The organism is Pseudomonas sp. NPDC090233 (genome assembly GCF_044772285.1).
GTDB lineage: Bacteria > Pseudomonadota > Gammaproteobacteria > Pseudomonadales > Pseudomonadaceae > Aquipseudomonas.
This window is the reverse complement of the sequence record NZ_JBIVYQ010000002.1, coordinates 258,388-273,664: the sequence shown is the minus strand read 5'-3', so window position 1 is coordinate 273,664 and position 15,277 is coordinate 258,388. Positions and strand designations below refer to the sequence as shown.

The window sequence follows — 15,277 nt, the reverse complement described above, 5'->3', positions numbered from 1 at the left end:
GTGAAACGACAGATCCAGCGTAAGGAGGGCGCAGTCGGCTTTCAATTTTTTAATTCCATTTGGTTAGAATGTTTTGTTATTTTTATATCCTTTTTAAATTGTCAGGTCTGTAATGACATTTCGTGGTTGACAAATTTTTCACATCCCCTTGCTAGGATCCTGCGCAATTCCCAGGAGCTTCCCTTTCATGCCCATCCTGCGCCAGCGCGGCCCGCGTATCGCCCTGACCACCACCGCCGCACTGCTCACCGCCACCTTGGGCTTTTTCGCCTGGCAAAGTTTCTACCCGGTCCAGGCCAGCAGTGGCTGGGACGTCAAGGTGCTGCACCGTGACGTAGCCAAGGCCGCCTCGCTGCTGCCCCAGGCCGACGGCAGCCTGCTGGTCAGCCGCGAGCTGGATGATGGCCAGGGCAGCATTCTCAAGATCACCGCCCAGGGCGAGCGCGTGGTGTTGATCGACAACCTGTCCAAGCCCGACGGCATGGTCGCGGCTCAGGGCGGTTGGGTATTCAGCCAGGAAGGCGGCCACGCACCGGTCAGCCTGTCGCGCGATGGCCAGGTGACTCACTTGTTCGACGGCGAGAGTGTGCAGGGGCTGTGGAACGATGGTGACTACCTCTATGCCATCGAGGACCGCAAGGGCAATGGCCGGCTGATGCGTTACCAGTGGGCCAGCGGCGAGTTGGAGGTTTTGCGCTCGGGCCTGACCGAAACCGAAGGCCTGACCCGTTGCGCCGATGGCCGGCTGCTATACACCGAAAAAGGCACCGGCAAGGTCCGCGCGCTGTCCGACGAAGGCCAGGATCCGGTGGTCGTCGGGGGCTTGCGCAACCCCACCTTTCTGATGTGCGACCAGCGTGGCCTGTGGATCAGCGAAGACAACACCCATCGTGCCCGGTTGCTGCGTATCGATGCCGATGGCACCCAGCACACCGTGCTGACCTTCCTCAAGGCGCCCCAGTCGATCGTGGCGGACGGCAAGGGCGGCTACCTGCTGGCCGAAGGCGGCCGCAACCGCGTGCTGCGACTGACGCCGCCGGTCGAGCAAAGCACCGCGCAGCGTTGATGTTAGCCAGTGCCGGCCCTTTCGCGGGGCAAGCACTGGCAACAAGCTATTCAGCCACCAACAGCAATGACTGCGGCACCGCACTTTGCGGATGCTGCGGCTCCTGCAGGTTCACCAACCTGAAGCCCGCCATGTCCAGGGCATTCAGCCAACTGGCCAGCGTGCGAAAATACCACGGCATCGGCTGCCACTGGCCAGCAAACCCGGCAAACGCTTCTTCGCGCCAGCCATCTTGGTAATCTCCATTCGCCACGCTCCAGGGATGCAGGGTCTGAATCACCAAAGCGCCACCTGGTAGCAAAAGCGTTTTCATGGCTGCCAGCAGCGGGATTATGTCCTGCTGCAGCAAAGCGAAGTTGGCGCAGATCAAATCGTAGCCAGCGCCAATGTCGATTTCGCTGTTGACCAGCTGCTCATAACTGGCGTGGTGTACCTTCGATGCCCCGGCTGTCCTGGCAGCTTCAACCAGCGATGCATCGCCATCCACGCCGGTGACCTCGATGCCACGATCAGCCAGGGCACGCAGTAACCATCCTTCACCGCAGCCAAGGTCGAGTGCGCGCTCGGGCTGGCGACTCATGACAGACAGCACCATGGCCCGGTCGGTAACCTGCTGGCGGCTTTCGATGGCGCCACCGCGTACGGCTTCGATCCAGGCGTTGGCATTGAGTTGCCAGCTACGCAGCAAGTCGGCTTCGGGTGAGGGCATTACGGTCTCCGGGAAGCGTATTGAACCAAGCATAGATGGCCCGGCGTGAGGTCCGCTAACCTTGCCAGCCACCTCCAGGCGTTGAGTTACTGCGCGAGTTCGCTTGCCTTGATGTCGGCAATCGGTCCAAGAACCGACCCATCGAATTCGGCGATCGCCTGCCCGCTGGCGAGCCGCTGCGGGTAGTCCGGGTTGGCCAGGGCCGCTTTGCCCAGTGCGATCACATCCGCCCCATCTGCAATCGCGGTATCGGCACGGTCAATGCCATGCAGGCCGCCATTGGCGATGATCGATACCTGCGGCGCAAAGCGATGTGCCAGTGCCACCAGGCTTGCCTCGCCGTTCTCGAAGGCCGGCTGCCAGGCCTCGAATTCGGTGGTATGGATAAAGTCGACGGTCGAGTCGCCCAGCGCGCCGAAAATCACCTCGGCATCGGCTTCACCGTTTGCCCACTTGTGCCCGAAATCATTGACCTTACCCTGCGAAATGCGCACGCCGACCGGCACTGCGCTGCCGACTGCGGCCCTGACCGCCTTGATCACTTCAAGGGTGAGTGCAATGCGGTTCTGCGTACTGCCGCCCCAACGGTCGGTCCGTTGATTGGCGTAGTCCGTCAGGAACTGGTCGAGCAGGTAACCATTGGCGGCATGGATCTCTAGGCCATCGAAACCGGCCTGGCCGATCGCGCGCTTGGCTGCCTGAGCAAAGCCTTCGATCGCGTCTGCGATCTCTTCATCGCTCAACGCTTTGGGCACGTGGTAATGGCCCTCACCGTAGTAGAAGCGCATCTGCTCACCCTTGGGGCGGATGGCCGAAGGTGCGGCCGATTGCTCGCAGAAGCGGTTGCCCTGGCTCAGGGCCCCGGCGTGCATCAGTTGGGCGAACATGGCGCCGTGGTGGGCGTGCACCCGTTTGGTAACGTCCTGCCATGCTGCGGCCTGTTCGGCGTCGGTGAGGCCGGGCTGGAACGGATAACCCTGTGCATGGCGCTGGTCGGTGTAGATCCCTTCGCTGATCACCAGGGCAAAACCACCTTGGGCAAAGCGCGCGTAGTACTGCGCCATCGCCGCACTGGCATTGCCGGTTTCGCTGGCGCTGACGCGGGTCATGGGTGCGACCGCCAGGCGATTACGCAACGGAAGGCCATTTATAGCGTGTGGTGTTAAGATCTTGCGAGTTGGGTTGGTCACGGTGAATCCCCTTGAGGTGCTGTATCTGCTCGCAGGGTAGGGGCTAAGCGGGTGCAGGCCAACCCGCTGGGGCGTGAAGCTGTTTTAACTGATAAGGATGTAATCATGCTGATAGCGGACCTGCGTATATTTCTTGCCGTGGTGTCTGCGGGCAGCCTCTCGGCAGCAGGGCGTCAGCTTGGCCTGATGCCGATGCAGGTTTCCAGGCGTATTGCAGCACTGGAAGAGGAGCTGACGGCGCGGCTGTTCCACCGCACCACCCGCTCGGTATCACTCACCGCCGAAGGTGAAGCATTCCTGCCCTACGCGCAGACCCTGACCGATACCGAAGACACTGCGTTGAGTGAGCTGCGTCCGGCATCGAGCAAGGTCTGCGGCGTGTTGCGCGTGACGGCGCCCAGCGTATTTGGCCAGTCGATCGTGTTGGCGATGCTGCCGCGCTTGCTGGAGCAACATCCTGACTTGCGTATCGACCTGGATGTCTCCGACCGGGTGGTCGATATCGTCGGGCAGGGGTTCGACCTGGCCTTGCGCGTTGCGCCACTGGCCGACTCCGAACTGGTAGCGCGGCGCGTGGCACCCAACCCCAGAGTATTGTGCGCCGCGCCTGCCTATCTGCAGCGCCATGGCCAACCGACCTGCCTGGCAGCCTTGGAGGAGCACCAGTGCATCCAGCTGCAGGCGGTGCCGCGTTGGCCCTTCATCATCGACGGCGCATTGCAACGGCGGCGGGTGAACGGGCGCGTGAGCACCAGCAGTGTCGACGCGGTCAGAGCTGCGGCGGTGCAGGGGTTGGGGATTGCCATGCTGGCGTACTGGGATGTGTATGAACAGCTGCGCGACGGCACATTGGTCGAGATCGAACTGGCGGATGCCGGGGCTGAGCAGCTGTCGGTATGGGCGGTGATGCCAACGCGGCGTTATGTACCTGCGCGGGTCAAGGTCTTTCTTGAGTTGCTGGAGTCGGAGCTGGCAGCTTTATCCGAATAGCGCGTCAGTTGTGGCGATCGTGCAACGCATCGCGCAATTGCCGGAGTCCTTCGACTTCAAGTGCCTGGGCGCTGTAGCACAGGCCGATCCGCCGGCGCAGGTCCAGTTGCGGCAAGGCCTGGATGCGTACGCCCTGGTACTGCTCTGCCAGTGATCGAGGCACGATGGCCGTGCCCATTTCGGCGGCGACCATTGTCAGGGCCAGGTCGAAGGTCTCGGCCTCGCCAGCCGGTGCATCGCCGCCGCTGCCGTAGAGCGGCAGCAGCCGTTGATGGCTGGAGTGGCCGGGGCAGGTGATCCAGCGCGCATCCGCCGCACTGTGATCGCCGGCTGCAAAGGGGAGGGCAAGCACAAACGCGTCGCTGTGCAGCGGCAGAAACAGTTCGTCCTCACAGCGTAAGTCCTCACTCGCCAACCTGGCCACGCCCGTGCAGCCAGTCACAAGGTGCAGGCGTATCGCCGGCTGCAATGACGCTGCGGCAAGCACCAGCTGCTTCACCACCCCTGAACCGACATCATGCTCGACGCCGATCTGCAACGGTTCGCGCACGCGGTCGTGCTTGAAGCGGGTAAACAGCCGCGCCGCATCGGCGACCATGCGCTGCGCTTCGGGGTACAACGCGCGGGCGTCTTCAGTCACTTCCACGCCCCTGGCCTGGCGCACGAACAGCGTAGTGCCCAGCGCTTGCTCCAGCGCCTTGATGCTGCCTGAAAGCGCAGGTTGGCTAAGGTGTATCGAGCGGGCCGCGGCGGTGATGTTGCGTTCCTCGAATACCGCGATAAACGCGCGAAGTTGTCGATAGTCCATTGCCTTATCCATAAGTCGAACCGATGGCAGCCAAAAGAATATCCCATTTTTCGGCGCCGGAGCGCGCTTCTATACTCGCTCTACGCTTTATCCATCGGTACTTTAAATAACAGGACGAAAACGATGACCAGCACACACAAACCTTTGATAGTGATTACCGGTGCCAGCTCCGGCATCGGTCTGGCGACGGCCAAACTGCTTTCCCAACGTGGGCATGCTCTGCTTTTACTGTCCCGTCGCTTGGAACCCATGACGCAACTGGGCCTGCCCAACACCCTGGCGCTGTCGGTCGACATCACTGATCGTGAGGCGTTGGTGGCGGCAGTGGCACAGGCCGAACAGCGCTTCGGCCCGGTGGATGCAATCATCAACAACGCCGGGGTGATGCTGCTGGGCAGCATCACCAGTCAGGACCCGAACGAATGGGACCGCATGCTCGACGTCAACGTCCGCGGCCTGCTCAATGGCATCCATGCAGTGGCCAGCGGCATGGTCGAGCGCAAGCACGGCACCATCATCAACGTAAGCTCCGTGGCAGGGCGCAAGGCCTTCCCCAACCATGTCGCCTATGTCGGCACCAAGTTCGCGGTCACCGGGCTCTCCGAGAACCTGCGTGAAGAGTTGTCGCCGAGCAACGTGCGGGTCATCACCATCGAGCCGGGGGCGGTCGATACCGAGCTGCTGAGCCACACCACCGACGATGCCATCAAGGCCGGTTATGACGACTGGAAGCAGGAGATGGGCGGGGTGCTGGCTGCCGACACCATCGCCGAGGTGATCGGCTTCGCTTATGGGCAGCCGCAATCGGTGTGCGTGCGTGAGATCGTCGTCTGCGCTACCCGCCAGCAGCCCTGATTCACTAGGCGAGCTGTTTGCGCATGAACACTCGGGCAAAACCCTTCTCCTGTGCCCGGTGGGTCTCCACATAGCCCAGCTTGCGGTAGATCTCGATATTCTCGGTCATGCGCTCATGGGTGTAGAGGCGGATTGCACTGCACCCGGTCAGCCGTGACTGCTCTTCGCAAAAAAGCATCAACTGCTTACCGACGCCCTGGCCCTTGCACGCGGCCAGCACCGCGACATTGACCAGCAGCATCTCGCTGCCTTCTCGGCTCATCACCAGCACCCCGGCAATCCGCGCTCCGTCCTGGGCTACATACACCTCGGCTTCGGCGAGCACCTGACGATAGTCGTCCAGCATCGGCGCTGGGGCTTTGCCAATCCTGGCGATGTAGGGCGTGTAGGCTTCATGAACCAGTGCGGTAATGGCGTCGACGTCGGCCATATCCGCTCGGCGAATAGAAAAGGCTGAGTGCATCCTGGTAGTTCCGGGGGGGCGAGGCGATGATGTTCACACACCCCATGCCGATAGGTAAGCGCTTGCCACGCTTCACTCCGCTGATTTCATATCCAAGCGGCGCAAATCCCGTGATAGAACGCACCCTGAACATAGCCAATAAAAACAAACGGAAAAGCCGGCGCCGACAGGCCCGCTTGCCCGACAAGGAATGCCCGATGTCTTCGAAATCTCCCGCCAGCCAGGCGCCTGTCAATCGCCTGTTCGGCCTGTTCTGCTTCAGCAGCTACCTGCTGTCGCTGTCGTATGGCACGACGTTCTTGCTGGCAATGACGCTTCGAGCGCATGGCGCAAGCGAGGCTGACGCCGGCACCGTGATTTCTGCCGCCATGCTCAGCACGTTTCTTGCCGTGATCTTCTCCGGGCACATGACCGACCTCATTGGTGCGCCCAAGGCAGTTGCCGTTGGTGCGGTCTTTCTTGCGGCTGCGTGCTGTGGCTTTGCGGCGGTGCCGAGCATGGGGGCGGCCCTGTTGTTGTTCGGCTTGCTGCTCGGTTTTGGTTGGGGCGTGTTCTATACGTTGGGGCCAATTATCGTGGCGATGATCATCGAGCCAGCACGGCGGGCCACGTTCTTCGCCTTGCTCTCGGGCAGCATGATGACCGGCATCGGAACCGGGCCACTGCTGGGGCGTGCCGCGCAGGCGCTGGGGTACCCGGTCGAAGCGGCATTCCTGGCAGCCGCTGCGGCCAGCGTGCTCGGTGGGCTGCTGTTCCTGCTGATGGGGCCACGCATCCAGCGGCAACAGCTGAAGCGGGACGGTATCGCGGTGTGCAAGATCACGCCGAGGGCTGCGCGCTCGGTGCTGTCGTCGAAAGCGGCGTTTGCCATCCTCATGGTTGGCCTGGGCGGGGCGATTTTCGGTGGTTTGTCCAGCTTCCAGACGTCCTATGCCACGCTCAAGCAGCTGGACTACTCGCTGTTCTTCATCGGCTTCATGTCCGCCGTCATCACCTGCCGGCTGCTGATCGCCGGGTTCATCGTCAAGCGCGACCCTTATCTGATGGCGTGCCTGCTGACGGCGCTGATCGTGGTGTCGGTGGTGATGTTCATGTATTGGGTTGATAGCGCTGCAACCTATCTGGTTGCGGCAATCACCCTGGGTGTTGGCTACGGCCTGACCTATTCGGTGATCAATGGCTTGGCTGCCAACGAGGCGCCCGCCGGGCAAACTGCCCAGGCGCTGGTGTTGTTCAGCCTGGCCTACTTCGTCGGCGTGTTCGGCTTTCCGCTGCTGGCCGGCAAGGTCATCGTCGAGGCCGGCATGCCCGTACTGTTGCAATTGCTGCTGGTGATCGCGCTGGCGAATTGGGCCATCACCGCTGGACGCCTCGCGTGGCGTCGCAGGCAGGTAGCAGCGGTCGCCTGAAGCGGATGTGCGATCGCCGTCCTTGGCCAGTCGGCGTATGATGCGTGCCCCGCAAACGGAGCCGCCCATGGCCAAGGACATCGACAACCCCTGCGTCTCGCTCTGCCAGCTCAACAGCGAACTGTGCGTGAGCTGTGGCCGAACGCGTGAGGAAATCCGCAAATGGCGCGGCATGAAGCGCCCGGAGAAGATGGCCACGGTGCAGCGGGCGGCTACGCGGATGAAGGCCATCGTCAAGAAAAGCGCCAAGCGCAAGGGCAGTGACTGATTTGGCTGGCTAGTCTCAGGCTCGCTGCGAAACGTCGCCGTTTCCGCTGACAACCCAAGGCATGTGCTCGGCATTCACCAGCACCCCACCTACCCAGCGCGGTGGGGGAGCCTGATCAAGCCAATTGGCTTGCCCGTTGAGGATGCTCTGGCCCAGTTCAGTCAGCCGCAAGGGCCGCTGCGCCCAGGCCTCGCCCGGGCCTTCCAGCAACAGTGGGAGCGGCGCGTGGATCAAGGGTTGCAGCAGCACGTGAAACATCTGGTCGCCAAGGTAAGGCAGCGGTTCATCGTGCATCATCAACTGAGCAAAGACGCGGCCGGCGGGCATCTCGCCTTTTTGCGCGAGGATGCGCAGCAGCAAACGCTCCGTTAGACTCAGGCCATCGTTCACCCCGGGCAGCTCCTGCAACTGTCGCGCCAAGGCTGCTCTCAAACGCGGTAAAGACGGGTGCTCCTGGGCCGCAAGGGTTGCCCAGGCGCGAGGGTCCGGGGCGGTGTAGGCCGCCCACGCCTGCTTCGCCAACGCCAGCGCGTCCTCACCCAAGGCCCGCCGTTGCGGCCATAGCCAGGCAAGCAGGTCGGGAGCCAGTTGACCGATGCCGATGAAGCGCTCGACACCGGGCACCTCGGTGATTTCGATCAATTCGAGCCGTCGCGGAAGGCAGGGCAGGCTTGCCAGAACACGAACCAGAAACAGCTGATCGTAGGCGTCCCCCTCGCACCAGAGCACCATTTCGCTGTCAGCGTTCAGCTGTGCCAATGCCGCGCGCTGATTGGTCTGCCGCTGCTCGATGTCTTGGGCGCCAAGGTTGAAAGCCTGCTGCGTGTAGGTGGCACGCACTTGCCAGTACTGGTCTTCTGGCAGCGCCGGGACCGGCCCCATGACCATCGGATCGTCGAACATCTGAAACACGCCGCTGAAACCCGCAATGCGCAAACTGTGGGCGATGTCATTGCCGCAGCGCCAATGCTTCACGCCGGCCTCGCCATCGGCGCTGAAACGTGGGTGGCGCGCCGCAAAGGCGACGGCATCGGCATGAGCCTTGAGCTTCGGCCAGCTGGCAAAGCCCGCCTCTCGGGCCAGCAGCCACTGGGTGTCGGCGAGGCGATAGGGCGGGCCTGCAAGGCCTAGCAGGCGCAGCTGTTCTCGTGTGTCGTCGCCTTGGCCATTGTTGACTGCGGTCAGCAAGCGCTTGGCGCGTTTGCGCAGGGCGGGCAGGTCGAGCAGACCGTGGTGACGGGAAGCATTGATGGCAGGCATGCCAACTCCTTTTGAGGCTCGGTCCGCCGACAAGCCGGGAGCTGGAATGAAATGTGATGAAGCGTGGCTTGGGCAACCCCTTTGCGCGGACCGCAGGCGCAGCGAACGCCCAGGGCAGACTGTAGCGGCAAGTGCGAGGTGAATCAATGTCACGTTTTCCAGGCGCGCGCGTATGATGTGTGCAGACCGACCAAACCCGCACACCGAGTGGCACCATGAACCGTCGCAAGAAAATCAACCAGCTACTGAAAGCCCACCAGAAAAAGGCTGCGGCCAAACTGGCGCCGAAAAGCAAACCCAAGTACATCTGCAAGGCCGATAGGCTGAAAATGGAAGCTGAAGCTGAAGCCGCTGGCGAGCAAGGCACGGCTAGCTGAACGCGTGAAATTCACAGGGCATACTGCGCAATGCCGTTACCGAACGACCAGTTCTCCTTGCGCACTTCGACCAGGTTGATGAACACATCTTCCATGCGCACGCCCACTTCGCGGTTGAGCCCTTCTGCGATGGCCAGGTACAGCGCTTTCTTCTGCTCCAGCGTGCGCCCTTCGCTGAGGGTGATCTGGATGAACACCTGGCCGTCCGTGCGCTGGATGCCCAGGTACTGCGGGTCATACACCAGGCGGTCGCCATCGTGCTCGGTCAGCACCTGGAAGTTGTCGTGGTCGGGGACGTTGATGGTGTGCTTGAGGGCTGCATAGACGACCTTGCCAATCGATTGCAGATGAGCGGGGTCGGCATGCCGTTTGATGTCGATGCGTACCAGAGGCATAGCGGGGCTCCTTGGTCATTCACCACCTGCGAGCTTAGCCAACGCTGCCCGGGCCGCAAGCCACTTCGTCGAGCCACGTGTAGAACTGTTGCGCGGCCTCGCTGAGCGCCCGGTGCCTTGGGCGCAACAGGTAGTAGTGCTTGCCCGTGCTCAGGCTGTCGGGGAATAGCTGAAGCAGTGTGCCCGCTTCAAGTTCCTCTTCCACCAGCCAAGGGCTGGTAAGCACCAGGCCCTGGCTGCGCCTTGCGGCAGCGATGGCCATGCCCGCCTGGTCGAAACGCAAGCCGCTGGACATCCCTTCGAACGACATCCCCACCTGTGCCAGCCAGCGCGACCAATTGGCGTGGGAGGTGGTGTACAGCAAGGTGGCGCCCGGCAGGTCTGTGATTTCGGCGATCTGCAGGCGCGCCTGGTAATCCGGGCTGCAATAGACCCGGGCGTCATCACGCAACAGTAATCGAGCGTCGAGGTCGGCATGCTTGCCATCGAAATGGCGCACGGCCAGGTCGAAGGTGCCGGCTTCCAGGTCCACCGCCTCGGTGCTGGCGCTGAGGTCCAGTTGCAGCTGCGGAAAACGTTTGATCAAAGCGGGCATGCGCTTGGCGAACCAGGTATTGGCCAAGGTGGGAGGAAGGCTCACGCGTACTTTCCAGGCCCCATGATCGCGCAGGGCCGAACTGGCTTCGTCGATCTGCTGCAGGGCCGGTTTCACCTGCTCCCAGTAAAGGTAAGCCTGTGCGGTGGGTTGCAGCTTGCGTACCGAGCGAACGAACAAGGGCGCGCCTAGCCAGTCTTCCAGCTTGCGCAGTTGCTGGCCCACCGCCCCCGGTGTCACGAACAGCTGCTGCGCGGCCTGGGTGGCGCTGCCGGTGCGCATGACCGCATCGAAACAGGCGATGGCCTTGAGCGGGGTGTCGGCTCGCATGGTGTAGTTTTTCTCTTCCATAGTGTGAATTTTGATGATTTGTAACCCGTTAGCCCGGGCCAGACAATCAGGTCATCGCGCTAATTGATGACTGAGAGTGTTACAGGTGAGAAAACCGGTAGATGGTGTGGCCGCGGCAATTATGGTTGTGCTGTGCCTGACGTGGGGTGCACAGCAGGTGGCGATCAAGCTGGTTGCTGCGGATGTGTCGCCGATGATGCAGGTGGCGTTGCGTTCCGGCATCGCCGCATTGCTGGTTTGGGGCGTTGGGCATTGGGTCGTTCGCACGGCCTGGCTGCAGGATATCTGGTATCGGTCGGGCGCGGTGGTGGGCTTGTTGTTCGCCGCCGAGTTCCTGTTCATCGCCGAGGGTTTGCGCTGGACGACGGCATCGCACATGGCCGTGTTCCTGTACACCGCGCCATTGTTTGCCGCGATCGGGTTGCATGTGCGGCTGCCGGAAGAGCGCCTGAACACTCGGCAGTGGCTGGGTATCGGCCTGGCATTCGCCGGTATTGCCGTGACCTTTCTGACCCCGCGGACTGCCGTTGAAGGGGCGCCTGGTTTTGTCTCCAGCCTACTGGGTGACGCGCTTGGCCTCTGTGCAGGCGCCGCGTGGGGGTTGACGACGGTGGCGGTGCGCACCAGCCGATTGAGCGAAGCACCGGCCACGCAAACCTTGTTTTATCAGTTGGCAGGCGCTTGTGTTCTGCTGATGCCACTGGCATTCATTACGGGGCAGAGCAGCGTCAACCTGACCGGTGCGGCGCTCGCCAGCCTTGCATTCCAGACTCTGGCGGTATCGTTTGCCAGCTACCTGATCTGGTTCTGGCTGCTCAAGCGTTATCTGGCCGCGCGGCTTGGCGTGCTGGCGTTCATGACGCCGCTGTTCGGTGTGCTGATGGGCGTCCTCTGGCTGGATGAACACACCACTGACCGATTCCTGTTCGGCGCGGTACTGGCGATGGCGGGGCTGTTGGTCGTCAACCTGGGCAAAGGCGCAACGCAGCAAAATAATCAAAAGGCAATTACGAGGGCACCGCAGTGAAAGGCTACTGGATCATTCTGGCATCGGACGTTACCGACTCCGAGGCGCAGCAGGAATACGCACGTCAGTGGGCGCCGCTAGCGGAAAAGTACGCGGCAAAGATCAAGGTGCTGGACACGCTGGCGGAGGCGCACACCAGCACCCGGGTGTTGGCGGTCGAGTTCGAAAGCCTGGAGCAGGCCAAGGCTTGCTATGACGACCCAGCGTATGTGCACGCCAAGGTGTTTGCGTTGCGCGCGGCGCGCCGTGAACTGATGATCATTGAAGGCGACTTTGCCTGATAAAAACGTGCGTAAAACTACCCCGGTTCCATTAGCATGGGCTGCGCCAGGTACCTGGCCAATCCTTCCTTCTTGAACCTGACGTTGTTTTCTATGACTGCCTTCTACCTCAAGTTCCTCATCACCCCGACACTCATGTTGGCCATTTCGTTGGCGGCCAAGCGCTGGGGGACCCAGATCGGCGGTCTGCTGTCCGGGCTGCCTGTCACGTCGGCCTTGGTCATGCTGTTCCTCAGCCTGGAACAGGGGCCAGGTTTTGCGTTGCAGGCCGTGCCAGGAGCATTGGCTGGATTGGCGGCGGTTCAGGCGGCGTACCTGTTCTACTTCCTGATCACACGCCGTGTATCGGCTTTCATCGGCTGCATCGCGGCCCTGGCAGTTTATGCGGCTACCGCGTTCGCGATGAGTCGCCTGGGTGTGGTGGCCTTGTCGGTCGGCGTGACAGTGCTGCTGCTCACGCTGATCATCGTCGTTACCTCGAAAAAGGCAGAGGCCCATGCAGCGACGGTGGTCGCATTGCCGCGCTGGGTCATCCCGATGCGCATGCTCACGGCCACCTTGCTGCTGGTGGCAATCACCGCCAGCGCCGAATGGCTGGGGCCGGTGGCCAGCGGCCTGCTGGCGCCGATACCGGTGATTGCCTGGCCGCTGGCGGTGTTCGCCCACGTTCAGGGGGGGCACCATGAGCTGGGGGCGATCGTGCGTGGCAATGCCATTGGCGCGGTGGGGGTCCTGGGCTTCTACCTGGCCGTGAAGAGCTCGATCGTGGCGCTCGGCACGGTGCCGTCGATCTCGGCCGCAGTGGTGCTGGCGGTTGTTGCAACGTTCGCGCTGGCGAAGGTGTTGAACCGGCGTTGAGCGTGCAGCGAGGCTGAATGTATCGCTCTGTATCAACGCGTACTTCTCAACCACTCGCTTACAAATGCCTCCCTGTCTGGATACGTCACGGATACAAGCCTCGGGCCAAATGAGCCAACCCGAACGAACAGCCCCATCGGCCTGTTGTTCTGGCTCTTTCGCCCTTGAGGCATGACCGCGCAGCCTGGCTGCGCACCTATCCGGAGATACACCATGACTCGCTTCCCTAACAAGACCCGCCTTGGCCTGCTGAGCATTGCCCTGGTCGGCGGTATCAACCTGGCTTCCTCGGCGTTCGCCGTCGAAGCGCTGCCCCAGGGCTACCAGCTCGCCGCCGCCGAGAAAGCCGGGGAGGGCAAATGTGGTGAGGGCAAATGTGGCGCTGGCGCCGCCAAGGCCAAAGCCACCCAGGGCGAAGGCAAATGCGGCGAGGGCAAGTGTGGCGCCAGCGGCGCTGCGGGCAAAGCTGCTCAGGCCGAAGGTAAATGCGGTGAAGGCAAGTGTGGCGATGCTTCCTTCGCCCGCACCGACGCCGACCACGATGGCCGCGTTTCCCGCGCCGAGCTGCTGGCCGTGGCGCCACGCACCAACGCCGAGTTCGACGCGATCGATGCCAACCATGACGGCTACCTGTCAGAGGGCGAGGTGTTCCAGTTCCGCAAGCACCAGTTCGACGCCAACGGTAAGCCGTTCCCGTCCGACCTGTACAGCAAGCTGAGCCAGGCCAAGAACTGACCGCTAGCGGCTTCCTCCCCGCGCTGACAGGCCGGGGAGGGCAATGCGCCCAAAGGATCCAACCATGAGCACTACACTCTTTCTGCATGGCGCGGGCCTTGGCCTGCGTCGTGGGTTGTTGCCTGAATTACTGACCATGGCCCCTGGCGCCGTGGACTTTCTCGAATGTGCCCCGGACAACTGGATTGGCGTAGGCGGTAGCTACGGCGAAGGCCTGGCACACCTGGCCGAGCGTTATCCGCTGGCTTGTCACGGCCTGTCATTATCGCTCGGCGGCCCAGCACCACTCGACCATGCCTTCCTGCGCCAAATCCGCGATTTTCTCGACCGTTATCACGTGCCACTGTTCAGCGAACACCTGAGCTACTGCGCCGATGACGGCCACCTCTACGACCTGATCCCCATGCCCTTCACCGACGAAGCCGTGCGCCACACCGCCGCGCGCATCAAAGAAGTGCAGGATGCCCTCGGTCGCCGTATCGCGGTGGAGAACATCTCCTACTACGCCGCGCCCTACCAGGCGATGAGCGAAATCGATTTTCTTCGCGCAGTCCTCGACGAGGCCGATTGCGACCTGCTGCTGGACATCAATAATGTGATCGTCAATGCCTGCAATCACCGCTATGACGCTGCCGATTTCCTCGCCCGAGTGCCGGCCCAACGCGTGGCGTGCCTGCACGTGGCTGGGCACTACGACGAAGCGCCGGACCTGAAGATCGATACCCACGGCGCGAGTGTGAAGGCCGATGTCTGGAACCTGCTGGCCAGTGCCTACCAGCACCTGGGTAGCGTGCCAACCTTGCTGGAACGCGACTTCAACCTGCCGCCGCTGCCCGAGTTGCTGACCGAGGTGGACTACATCCGCGACCTGCAAATCGCCGCACAGGCGCCGGAGGTACGCCATGGCTGACACCCTGCGTGAACAACAACTGAGCATGACCGGCTTCATCCGTGACCCGCTGGCCAACCCGGCGCCGCCGGGCATCGAAGCGCGGCGCCTGGCAGTGTATCGGCAGTTGTTCTTCGGCAATATGCAGTCGCTGCTGGCCGGAAGCTTCCCGGTGCTTCATGCCAGCCTGGGAGGCACGCAATGGCAGGCGCTGATTGAAGACTTCTACACAAACCATCGTTGCCAGACGCCGTTGTTCACCGAGGTGGCCGGTGAGCTGGTCGGCTACCTGCAAACCCGTGTCGACCTTCCTGGCTGGGTGGTTGAGCTGGCCCATTACGAATGGATCGAGACGGTGTTGTTGCTCAGCGACGATGCCGAGCCTGAGCATGATCCTGACGGGGACCTGCTCGAGGGTGTGCCGCTGTTGTCCAACGTGGCTGTACCGCTGGCCTATACCTGGCCGGTCAGCCACGTTGGCCCCGGCAATATTCCTCTGCAGGCGCCGACTGAACCGACCTTGTTGCTCGCTCACCGGGGCGCCGACCACAAGGTGCGCTTCTCGCGTCTGGCGCCGCTGGCGCATGCGTTGTTGGTGTCCATCCAGGAGCAGCAGCGCAGTGGCCGTGAACACCTTGCAGCTTTGGCAGCGCTTGCCGGCACCGAGCAGCAAGCCATTCAGTCACAGGGCCTGGAGCTTATGCATAAACTCAGGTCCCAGGGTGTATTGCGCATATCCCTGTAATCGATG

Annotated in this window: 19 protein-coding genes; 12 read left to right on the top strand and 7 right to left on the bottom strand. The window is 62.3% G+C overall.

Going from position 1 to position 15,277, the window contains the following annotated elements:
- Positions 1-187: 187 nt before the first annotated feature.
- Entirely contained in the window at positions 188-1,066 is an 879-nt protein-coding gene (locus ACIQUF_RS05735; RefSeq protein ID WP_403129354.1) for a hypothetical protein, read from the top strand.
- A 46-nt stretch (positions 1,067-1,112) separates the two neighbouring features.
- Here the strand turns inward: ACIQUF_RS05735 and ACIQUF_RS05730 are convergent, their stop codons facing one another.
- Both ACIQUF_RS05730 and ACIQUF_RS05725 read right to left on the bottom strand, forming a co-directional pair.
- Positions 1,113-1,775, bottom strand: a complete 663-nt coding sequence (locus ACIQUF_RS05730; RefSeq protein WP_403129352.1) for a class I SAM-dependent methyltransferase — start codon at positions 1,773-1,775, stop codon at positions 1,113-1,115.
- An 86-nt stretch (positions 1,776-1,861) separates the two neighbouring features.
- Complete coding sequence (locus ACIQUF_RS05725) at positions 1,862-2,965, bottom strand: NADH:flavin oxidoreductase (RefSeq protein WP_403129350.1); 1,104 nt, start codon at positions 2,963-2,965, stop codon at positions 1,862-1,864.
- Between the two features lie 105 nt (positions 2,966-3,070).
- Here ACIQUF_RS05725 and ACIQUF_RS05720 point away from each other — a divergent pair, with 105 nt between their 5' ends.
- Positions 3,071-3,955 (top strand): LysR family transcriptional regulator, encoded by an 885-nt coding sequence (locus tag ACIQUF_RS05720; RefSeq protein WP_403129348.1) that lies wholly within the window; start codon positions 3,071-3,073, stop codon positions 3,953-3,955.
- 4 nt (positions 3,956-3,959) lie between these two features.
- Here the strand turns inward: ACIQUF_RS05720 and ACIQUF_RS05715 are convergent, their stop codons facing one another.
- Complete coding sequence (locus ACIQUF_RS05715) at positions 3,960-4,763, bottom strand: LysR family transcriptional regulator (RefSeq protein ID WP_403129346.1); 804 nt, start codon at positions 4,761-4,763, stop codon at positions 3,960-3,962.
- A 123-nt stretch (positions 4,764-4,886) separates the two neighbouring features.
- Between ACIQUF_RS05715 and ACIQUF_RS05710 the strand changes: the two genes are divergently transcribed.
- Positions 4,887-5,618: an SDR family oxidoreductase gene (locus tag ACIQUF_RS05710; RefSeq protein ID WP_403129344.1), complete on the top strand. Its 732-nt coding sequence runs from the start codon at positions 4,887-4,889 to the stop codon at positions 5,616-5,618.
- A gap of 4 nt (positions 5,619-5,622) precedes the next feature.
- Here ACIQUF_RS05710 and ACIQUF_RS05705 read toward each other — a convergent pair whose 3' ends face one another.
- A complete protein-coding gene (locus ACIQUF_RS05705; protein WP_403129342.1) occupies positions 5,623-6,081 on the bottom strand; it encodes a GNAT family N-acetyltransferase in 459 nt (152 codons plus the stop codon).
- A 197-nt stretch (positions 6,082-6,278) separates the two neighbouring features.
- Between ACIQUF_RS05705 and ACIQUF_RS05700 the strand changes: the two genes are divergently transcribed.
- Complete coding sequence (locus ACIQUF_RS05700; RefSeq protein WP_403129340.1) at positions 6,279-7,490, top strand: MFS transporter; 1,212 nt, start codon at positions 6,279-6,281, stop codon at positions 7,488-7,490.
- 67 nt (positions 7,491-7,557) lie between these two features.
- Positions 7,558-7,758 carry a DUF1289 domain-containing protein gene (locus tag ACIQUF_RS05695; RefSeq protein WP_400804727.1) on the top strand — a complete coding sequence of 67 codons (201 nt, stop codon included), beginning with the start codon at positions 7,558-7,560 and terminating at the stop codon, positions 7,756-7,758.
- Between the two features lie 15 nt (positions 7,759-7,773).
- On the opposite strand, the gene ACIQUF_RS05690 is transcribed toward ACIQUF_RS05695, so the two are convergent.
- Positions 7,774-9,018: a DUF1835 domain-containing protein gene (locus ACIQUF_RS05690; protein WP_403129338.1), complete on the bottom strand. Its 1,245-nt coding sequence runs from the start codon at positions 9,016-9,018 to the stop codon at positions 7,774-7,776.
- 215 nt (positions 9,019-9,233) lie between these two features.
- Between ACIQUF_RS05690 and ACIQUF_RS05685 the strand changes: the two genes are divergently transcribed.
- Positions 9,234-9,395: a DUF2986 domain-containing protein gene (locus ACIQUF_RS05685; RefSeq protein WP_403129336.1), complete on the top strand. Its 162-nt coding sequence runs from the start codon at positions 9,234-9,236 to the stop codon at positions 9,393-9,395.
- Between the two features lie 11 nt (positions 9,396-9,406).
- On the opposite strand, the gene ACIQUF_RS05680 is transcribed toward ACIQUF_RS05685, so the two are convergent.
- Entirely contained in the window at positions 9,407-9,790 is a 384-nt protein-coding gene (locus tag ACIQUF_RS05680; RefSeq protein ID WP_403129334.1) for a tautomerase family protein, read from the bottom strand.
- A gap of 34 nt (positions 9,791-9,824) precedes the next feature.
- Complete coding sequence (locus ACIQUF_RS05675) at positions 9,825-10,715, bottom strand: LysR substrate-binding domain-containing protein (protein WP_403129332.1); 891 nt, start codon at positions 10,713-10,715, stop codon at positions 9,825-9,827.
- A 127-nt stretch (positions 10,716-10,842) separates the two neighbouring features.
- On the opposite strand from ACIQUF_RS05675, the gene ACIQUF_RS05670 reads away from it, so the two are divergent.
- From ACIQUF_RS05670 to ACIQUF_RS05645, 6 genes are all read left to right on the top strand, one after another.
- The gene (locus tag ACIQUF_RS05670; protein WP_403129330.1) at positions 10,843-11,763 is read left to right on the top strand and encodes a DMT family transporter; all 921 of its coding nucleotides are present in this window, start codon (positions 10,843-10,845) and stop codon (positions 11,761-11,763) included.
- Complete coding sequence (locus tag ACIQUF_RS05665; protein WP_403129328.1) at positions 11,760-12,044, top strand: DUF1330 domain-containing protein; 285 nt, start codon at positions 11,760-11,762, stop codon at positions 12,042-12,044. Before ACIQUF_RS05670 ends, ACIQUF_RS05665 begins: the two co-directional genes overlap by 4 nt.
- A 93-nt stretch (positions 12,045-12,137) precedes the next feature.
- Positions 12,138-12,902, top strand: a complete 765-nt coding sequence (locus tag ACIQUF_RS05660) for a hypothetical protein (RefSeq protein WP_403129326.1) — start codon at positions 12,138-12,140, stop codon at positions 12,900-12,902.
- 213 nt (positions 12,903-13,115) lie between these two features.
- Positions 13,116-13,637 (top strand): hypothetical protein, encoded by a 522-nt coding sequence (locus ACIQUF_RS05655; protein ID WP_403129324.1) that lies wholly within the window; start codon positions 13,116-13,118, stop codon positions 13,635-13,637.
- A 64-nt stretch (positions 13,638-13,701) separates the two neighbouring features.
- The gene (locus ACIQUF_RS05650) at positions 13,702-14,547 is read left to right on the top strand and encodes a DUF692 domain-containing protein (RefSeq protein ID WP_403129322.1); all 846 of its coding nucleotides are present in this window, start codon (positions 13,702-13,704) and stop codon (positions 14,545-14,547) included.
- A complete protein-coding gene (locus ACIQUF_RS05645) occupies positions 14,540-15,271 on the top strand; it encodes a DUF2063 domain-containing protein (RefSeq protein ID WP_403129320.1) in 732 nt (243 codons plus the stop codon). The genes ACIQUF_RS05650 and ACIQUF_RS05645 overlap by 8 nt, the downstream gene beginning before the upstream one ends.
- Positions 15,272-15,277 lie beyond the last annotated feature (6 nt).